This is a genomic window from Kitasatospora sp. NPDC049285 (genome assembly GCF_040678815.1).
GTDB lineage: Bacteria > Actinomycetota > Actinomycetes > Streptomycetales > Streptomycetaceae > Kitasatospora.
This window is the reverse complement of sequence record NZ_JBFAQR010000115.1, coordinates 1-8,036: the sequence shown is the minus strand read 5'-3', so window position 1 is coordinate 8,036 and position 8,036 is coordinate 1. Positions and strand designations below refer to the sequence as shown.

Genomic DNA, 8,036 nt, shown 5'->3' with positions numbered 1-8,036 from the left:
CCCACACATCTGACTCATATTGATCGCCGTGGCCTGGAACAGACCGATTCTTCGCGTGAACCCAGCAGACACCGAACAACTCCAGACATGGGGGGCGGACGGGGAGATCAAGTTAGGGAGCATTACTTAACGCGTCAAGCCCCTGCGCGACAACTGTGGCCGACTTCCCTGCGCCGCCTGCCGCGCGGCCCCGCAACCCCTTGACGGCCCACGGCGGCCGCCCTACCCTCCCGGGCAGCTAGTAAGGAACCTTTCCTAACCTCGAGGAGGAAGGTCTCGGATGCCCCCCACTCGTCCGCCCCGCCCCGGGCCACTGCCCCGCCTGCTCACCCTCGGCACCGTCCTGGCCACCGCCCCCGTCCGGGACGCGGCGGTGAAGAAGCAGCACGACGCCGACGCCTGCAACGCGGCCTCCCGGAACCCCGTCGCCTGAGACCCCGACAGGAGCCCGACCCATGACCAGATCCCGGCAGACGGCCGCGGCCTGGCGACGGCCCACCGCGGCAGCCGCCGCCCTCGCCGTCGCGGCACTCTCCCTGTACGGCGCCGGGCCCGCGGCCCCCGCCAGCGCCGTGGCAGCGGCCGTCCTCCCCGCCCCGCCGACCGGCGCGAGCGCCCTCACCGACCTCGGCGACACCGCCGGCTGGAAGGTGCTCAGCAGTGCCACCGCCACCCAGGGCGGCGCCAAGATCTCCACCCCCGGATTCGCCACCGGCGGCTGGCTGAGCGTCCCGAACGACGGCGGCGGCGCCCCCGGCACCGAAATCAACGCGCTGCTGCTGAACGGCAGTTGCCCGAACGTCTTCTACGCCGCCACGATGAAGAGCTGCTTCGGCCAGCTCACCAAGACCGGCCCGCCGCTCACCCCGTTCGACGTGCCCTGGTGGTACCGCACCGACTTCACCGCCCCGCCGGCCGGCCAGCACGCCGACCTGGTGGTCAACGGCGTCGTCGGCTCCGCGGACGTCTGGGTCAACGGCACCCTGGTCGCCGACCACACCACCGTCGCCGGCGCCTACACCCGCAACCGGCTCGACCTCACCGCGCTGCTCCGCCCCGGCACCAACTCGGTGGCCCTGCAGGTGTATCCGAACAACCCGGCGACCAGCCTCAACACCTCGGACATCGACTGGTCCCAGCTCCCGCCGGACAACAACACCGGCCTCCAGTTCCCCGTCCAGCTGCGCACCGGCGGGGCGCTGATCGACGGCAACGCGCACGTCGTCCAGAACACCGCGGCGGACCTCGGCAGTTCGGCGCTGACCGTGAAGACCGACGTCACCAACACCACGGCCACCGCGCAGAGCGCCACCGTCACCGCCACCCTCACCCCGCCCGGCGGCGGAACCCCGGTGACGGTCTCCCAGGACGTCACGGTGCCGGCCGGCTCCACCCGCACCGTCTCCTTCACCCCGGCCGCCTACCCGGCGCTCACCCTGGCCCACCCGCAGATCTGGTGGCCCTACCAGCTCGGCGCCCAGCCGCTCTACACCCTGGCCACCGGCGTCGCCCAGGGCGCCACCGTGCTCGGCACGACCAGCTCCACCTTCGGCATCCGCACCGTCACCTCGTACCTCACCGGCGCCGGCGGCAACGCCCCCGCCGGCGTGCGCGCCTTCAAGATCAACGGCACCCCGCTGGTGGTCCGCGGCGGCGGCTGGGCCCCCGACCTGTTCCTGCGCTACGACCCGGCGGACACCGCCCAGCAGATCGCGCTGATCAAGTCGATGGGCCTCAACACCGTACGGCTGGAAGGGCACTTCATGCCCGAGGACTGGTACCGGCAGATGGACGCCGCCGGCATCCTGGTCAACGCCGGCTTCCAGTGCTGCGACTTCTGGGAGGCCACCAGCTACACCGCCGCCCAGCAGGCCACCTACCGGCTCAGCGCGCAGACCGTCGGCGAGTCGCTCCGGCGCCACCCGGCGGTGTTCTCCTTCGAGTGGAGCGACAACGCCCCGACGGCAAGTCAGGAGTCGCTGGCCCTGGCCGGGTTCGCCGCCGCCGACTACGACGGCCCGTTCATCGCCTCCGCCGAGTACAAGTCCAGCCCCACCCTCGGCCAGGCCGGTGAGAAGGAGGGCCCGTACGACTGGGTCCCGCCGTCCTACTGGTACGACACCGCGCACAGCACCGGCGGCGACCTCACCAACTCCGGCGGCGCCTGGGGCTTCGACAGCGAGCAGAGCGCGGGCAACACCGTCCCCACCCAGGACTCGCTGAACCGCTTCCTCTCCGCCGCCGACCAGTCCGCCCTCTGGCAGACGCCCGGCGCCAACCAGTACCACGCCAACTACGAGGGCACGAGGCACACCGGCTACCACTTCGGCACGCTCTACAACCTCGACGCCTCGATCACCAACCGCTACGGCGCCCCCACCGGCCTGTCCGACTACGTCCGCAAGGCCCAGGCCGCCAACTACGAGAACGTCCGCGCCCAGTTCGAGGCCTTCCTGGCGCACTCGACCAACGCCGTCGCCCCGTCCACCGGCACCCTCTACTGGCAGCTCAACAAGGGCTGGCCGACCCTGCTCTGGTCGCTCTACAACAACGACTACGACCAGGCCGGCGCCTACTTCGGCGCCCAGGCCGCCAACCGCCCGCTGCACGCCCTCTTCACCCTCGACACCGGCACGGTGACCGCCGACAACCTCGGCTCCGCCACCCAGTCCGGCCTCACCGTCGAGTCCCGGGTCTACGACACCGCCGGCACCCTGCTCGACGACCGGACCTCCCCCGCCTTCTCGCTGACGGGCCAGCAGGTCGCCGGCAACCTCCTCAAGCCGACCGTCCCCACCACCGCCCACACCGTCTACTTCGTCGAACTGCTGCTCCGTCAGAACGGCGCCCTGGTCGACCGCAACGTCTACTGGCAGCCGACCACCGGCGACAGCGTCAACTGGAGCAAGACCCTCGGGCAGCCGCAGGCCGCGATGACCTCCTACGCCGACCTGAAGGCCCTGCAGAACCTCGCGCCCGCCAAGGTCGCGGTCACCGCCACCGCCACGCCCGCCGCCGGCCCGAACGGCGCCGACCGGCTCCTGACCGTCACCGTCACCAACACCTCCACCACCCCCACCGTCGGCTTCCTGCTCCGCGCCGACCTGCGCCGCGGCACCGCCGCCGGCGCCGAACTCTCCGGCGACAACCAGGCCCGCTCCACCGTCTGGAACGCCAACGACCTCACCCTGTGGCCCGGCGAATCCCAGACCCTCACCGCCACCTACCGCTCCACCGACCTCACCGGCACCACCCCGGTGCTCAGCCTCGAAGGCTGGAACGTCCCCCGCACCGACACCGTGGTCACGGGAGGCTGACGCCAAGTCAGTTTCCTGCGGTACAGGGCGCGGTCCGCCAGGGACGCGGTCTGCGCCAGCGGTCCGCCCGGCGGAGAGCGACACCTCTCCCCGGGCGGACCCCCGCGCTCAGACCGTGCCGGCCCGCCGCTCGAAGACCTCCGGCCGCGCGGCCTCCAGCGCGGTCGCCACCGCCCCCAACAGCACCGCGTCGTCGCCCAGCAGGCTCGGCGCGACGCGCGGTCGCAGCGGCGAGTGCCGGTGCAGGGCGCGTTCGACCGGGCCGAGGAGCAGGTCCGCGCTGCGGCCGACGCCGCCGCCCAGCACCAGGACGTCCGGGTCGAGGACCGAGGCGACGATGGCCAGCGCGTAGCCCAGCCGCTCGGCCTCCTCCCGGACGGCTTCCGCCGCCACCGGGTCACCGGCCCGCGCCGCGTCGAAGACCTGCTTGGCCGTCAGCGGCGGCCGCATCCCGAGCGCCACCGCGCTGCGCACCACCGCCTCCGCGGAGACCGCCGACTCCAGCGTGCCCTCGCCGGCCGTCCCGCTCGGACCGGGCAGCGGCAGGTACCCGATCTCGCCGGCCGCCCCGTGCGCGCCGACCAGCAGGTCGCCGCCGCGCACCACGCCGACGCCCAGACCGGTTCCCACCAGCACGTAGACGAAGAGCTGGCTGCCCGTCCCGGCGCCGAACGCGTACTCCCCGACGGCCGCCAAGTTGGCGTCGTTGACCATGGTGACGGTGGTCTCCAGCCCGGCGGCGATCCCGTCGATCAGGCCGCTGCGGCCCCAGCCGGGCAGGTTGGCGGCCAGCCGGACGCTGCGGCTCTGCTCGTCCCACACGCCGGGGCTGCCGACCACCGCGTGGACGATCGCCGAGGGTTCGAGCCCGGCCGCCGCCGCGGTCTCCCGGGCGGCCGCCACCACCGCCTCGGCCACCGCGTCCGCCGAACTGCCGAGGTTCGGCACGTCCCGCCGGCTGACCAGCTGCCCGGACAGGTCCGCGACGGCGACCCGCAGCCGGGCCCGGCCGATGTCCACGCCGAGCACGTGCCCGGCGGTCGGCTCCGGTTCGTACAGCACGGCGGAGCGGCCCCGCTCGGGCACGAACCGGCCCGCCTCGCGGACCAGCCCGGCGGTCTCCAGCGCGGCCAGCGCCGCGGACACGGTGGGCTTGGACAGGCCGGTGTCCCGCGCGAGTTGGGCACGCGAGAGCGGGCCGTGCAGGCGCAGCCGCTCCAGCAGCAGCCATTCGTTGTTGCTGCGCAGCCGCTGCCGGTTCCACGGACGCTCGGCCCCGTTGCCGGTCGGGAAGGCGGGCGCCGCCTGCTGGGTCACGGCGTCCTCCGGTCGTGCATCGTTCACCTCGGCGATGCTATTGCACTGCCCCGGCCCGATCCGCGACCGGCCCCCGTCGCTGTCCTGACGCACGGCCCGCCCCCCGAGTTCCCGATTACGTACACACGCATTCTCCACATCCGGACCGTTCCGTGGAGGTTACGTATCCTGACCCCTTGTCAGGTTCACAGGTTCCTCCCTACCTTCGTGGCTCAGGACCAGGGCCCGACCGGGCCCGCCGGTCCACGGCGGCGCGACCCGCGCCCTCGCCGGACGCGCGACATGACCTGGAGGCGTCACATGCCCGTAGCCCTGATCGACCAGATCCGCGACGCTGGCCCGCTGGTGGTCGACGACGAGACCATCGTGTTCGAGGACGACGACCGCAGCGACCACGAGGCCACGGCGTGCCTCGCCGACCCGTGGGTCACCGCGACCACCCGGTTCGCCTGCGACTTCAACTCCTGACGGTGTCCGGGTCCATCGCCGGTCGCGGCGTCCGGTCCGACGACACCTGGTCGTACCTGACCGATCCGCGGATGCCGGCGATGGACCACGGATGGAAGCTGCACGTCTCGACCCGCCCCGGCGAGCTCGACGCGGTCACCGCGCTGGTCCTACCGGTCCTCGAACGCCACGTCTGCCACGCCAAGTGGGCCCGCACCCCCGAGACCCTGCGGGAGCTCAACTCCGGTGCGGCGAGCCCCGGCGCCGTCGGCAAGGCGATCACCGTCTACCCCGCGCCCGAAACCGCGCTCGCCCTCGCCGACGAACTCGTCGCCCTGCTCCGCGGGCGCGAGGGCCCACAGGTCGTCAGCGACCGCCGCGTCGACCCCGACGCCCCCGTCTACTACCGCTACGGCCCCTTCACCGGTTCCTACCGCACCGGACGCAGCGGCCGGACGGAGTCGGTCATGGTCGGCCCCGACGGCCGCCTCTTCGACGGCCTCGCCACCGGCGCGTACCGCTGCCCGCCCTGGGCCACCGACCCCTTCGCCGCACGAACCGAGGTGGCGCCCGGCGGGGAGGCGCGTGGCGGCTCCGACCCGGGAGGCCTGCGGCGCACCGGCGGCCTGGGCGGGGGGCGCTACCGGGTCACCGGCGGCATCGCGCGCAAGCCGCACGGCAACGTGTACCGCGCGATCGACACCCTGACGGGACGTCAGGTGATCGTCAAACAGGCCCGGGCCTACGTCGCCGAGGACGAGTCCGGCGCCGACACCCGCGACCGCCTGCGCAACGAACGCCTCGTGCTGGCGGCCCTCGCCACCGCCCCCGGCGTCCCGCGCGCCCTCGACGCCTTCCGGCACCGCGCCGACGAGTACCTCGTCATGACCAGCTGCGGCGACCGGGACCTGCGCCGCGAGGTCCAACTCCGCGGCCCGTACCCCGCCGACGCCACCCTCGCCCTGGCCGCCCGCCTGCTCCGCGTCCTCGACGCCATCCACCAGCACGGCGTCGTCGTACGCGACCTCAAGCCCGACAACGTCGTCCTCGATGCCGACGGCCACCCCCACCTGGTCGACTTCGGCATCAGCTCCCTGCACGGCCAGGGCCCCGACGGCGCCACCCCCGGCTACAACGCCCCCGTCCGCCGCCCCGACGGCCCGGCCGCCCCCGCCGACGACTACTACGCCCTCGGCGCCACCCTCTGCTACGCCGCCACCGGCCTCGACCCCGTCGTCATCGACCCGTCCCACACCATCAACCGCGACCGCACCCTGGCCACCCTCGCCTTCGCCCTCCCCGGGCCCTCCCACCACCGATTCCGCACCCTGATAGCCGAGTTGACGAGCTTCGACCCCACGGTACGAACCGCCGGCGCGGCCCGACTCCGCAGCGCCGAGACCGGCAGCCCCACCGCCCCGGATGACGCCGACTCAGTTCCCCGTACACCCGGCCACCCACTCGCCCCCACCCATCCCCACGGCAGGCCCGACCACCACCACCTCGACGACGGCGTGCTCGCGGCGACCATCACGCCCGACCCCGCCTCGCTGCCCCGCCCCCACGGCAGGCCCGACCGCCACCACCTCGACGACAGCCTGCTCGCGGCGACCATCACACCCGACCCCGCCTCGCTGCCCCGCCCCCACGGCAGGCCCGACCGCCACCACCTCGACGACAGCCTGCTCGCGGAGATCATCGACCACACGACGGCCTTCTGCGTCGCCGAGGCCCACCGCCTCACCGACCCCGCCCTCGCCGCACGCGCAGCCGTCCCGACCGCCGTCGACGTCTACGGCGGCACCGCGGGCCTCGGCCTGGAACTCCTCCACCACCTCCACCGGCCCGGTGTCCGCGAAGCCGTCGACACCCTGGCCGCGTGGACGGCCACCGCGGCCGCCCGCTCCCGCCACCTCTCGCCGTCCTTCTGGTCGGGCCGCACCGGCGTCGAACTCTTCCTCGCCCAGGCGGGCCTGCCCCCAACTCCCGGCTCCCACCCGACGATTCCGCACCAGAGCCCGGACGGCGGCCCACCCGAGGCCGACTTCATCGAGGGCATCGCCGGCATCGGCATCGGCCGCCTCCTCCTCGCCCGGACCTCCCCCACCCCCCACCCCGTCGACGTGCACCGTGTCGACCATCTCGCCGTCGCCGCCGAATGCCACCGCCTGCTCACCTCCGGCGAGGCCCGCCTGTCCCCCACCGGTGCCGACCGCCCCGGCTCCGCGGCCCTCCGCCAAGGACTCGCCCACGGCGACGCGGGTGTCGCCTACTTCCTCCTCGAGTACGCGCACACCACCGGCGACCCGGAAGCCACCCGCCAGGCCCACCAGGCCTGCACGGCACTCGCCGCCGCCACCCCGGACATCCTCGCGGCGGCCACCGCCCCGGGCGCCACCCGCCGCTACGGCTCCTGGTGCCGCGGCCTGGCCGGAATCGGAGCGGTCCTCGTCCGCGCCGCCGACCGCCTCGCCGCGCCGGAGTTCCTCGCCCTCGCCCAACAGTGCGCCCGCACCTGCACCGCACTCGCACCCCGCATGCCGCTGGTCACCCAGTGCTGCGGCCTCTCCGGCGTCGGCGACCTGATGCTCGACCTCGCGCAACTCCCCGCCACCACAGACGAGTTCCTCACCGCCGCCGACACCATCGCCGCCCTCATCCTCACCCGCGCCGGCGGCCCCCCGTCCCGCCCCACCTTCCCCGACACCACCCTCACCCACCCCACCGCCACCTGGGCCGGCGGCTCCGCAGGCGTCCTCACCTTCCTCCGCCGCCTCCAATCCACCGGCGGCCCCCGCCTCGGCCTACTCGACTGACAGTGATGATGTTCCTGGTGATGTTGCCAGCGAGTCTGACCCACCGACTGACTGACGCCTCGGCTGTCCTGTTTGCGATTTGTCGGCTCGTTGGCGACGTCATCATGCACGCGGCCGGACGGGCGTTTGTGACTTCATA

5 protein-coding genes are annotated in these 8,036 nt (G+C 73.6%); 4 read left to right on the top strand and 1 reads right to left on the bottom strand.

Translation table 11 applies throughout. From position 1 onward, the window contains the following. Positions 1–280: 280 nt before the first annotated feature. Positions 281–433 (top strand): hypothetical protein, encoded by a 153-nt coding sequence (locus AB0K51_RS34225; RefSeq protein WP_363462118.1) that lies wholly within the window; start codon positions 281–283, stop codon positions 431–433. A gap of 22 nt (positions 434–455) precedes the next feature. Further along, positions 456–3,317 carry a beta-mannosidase gene (locus tag AB0K51_RS34220; RefSeq protein WP_363462116.1) on the top strand — a complete coding sequence of 954 codons (2,862 nt, stop codon included), beginning with the start codon at positions 456–458 and terminating at the stop codon, positions 3,315–3,317. Between the two features lie 108 nt (positions 3,318–3,425). On the opposite strand, the gene AB0K51_RS34215 is transcribed toward AB0K51_RS34220, so the two are convergent. Continuing rightward, a complete protein-coding gene (locus AB0K51_RS34215; RefSeq protein WP_363462120.1) occupies positions 3,426–4,634 on the bottom strand; it encodes an ROK family transcriptional regulator in 1,209 nt (402 codons plus the stop codon). Between the two features lie 300 nt (positions 4,635–4,934). Between AB0K51_RS34215 and AB0K51_RS34210 the strand changes: the two genes are divergently transcribed. Together AB0K51_RS34210 and lanL are read left to right on the top strand one after the other, a co-directional pair. Beyond that, on the top strand, positions 4,935–5,102 hold the full coding sequence (locus AB0K51_RS34210; protein ID WP_363462114.1) for an SflA family class IV lanthipeptide: 168 nt from the start codon (positions 4,935–4,937) through the stop codon (positions 5,100–5,102). A 2-nt stretch (positions 5,103–5,104) separates the two neighbouring features. Continuing rightward, entirely contained in the window at positions 5,105–7,897 is a 2,793-nt protein-coding gene (lanL, locus tag AB0K51_RS34205) for a class IV lanthionine synthetase LanL (protein WP_363462112.1), read from the top strand. Positions 7,898–8,036 lie beyond the last annotated feature (139 nt).

What these genes read in the sequence shown, in the direction of transcription:
- AB0K51_RS34225 (WP_363462118.1), top strand. Translation starts at nt 281, where the DNA reads ATGCCCCCCACTCGTCCGCCCCGCCCCGGGCCACTGCCCCGCCTGCTC.
- AB0K51_RS34220 (WP_363462116.1), top strand. Translation starts at nt 456, where the DNA reads ATGACCAGATCCCGGCAGACGGCCGCGGCCTGGCGACGGCCCACCGCG.
- AB0K51_RS34210 (WP_363462114.1), top strand. Translation starts at nt 4,935, where the DNA reads ATGCCCGTAGCCCTGATCGACCAGATCCGCGACGCTGGCCCGCTGGTG.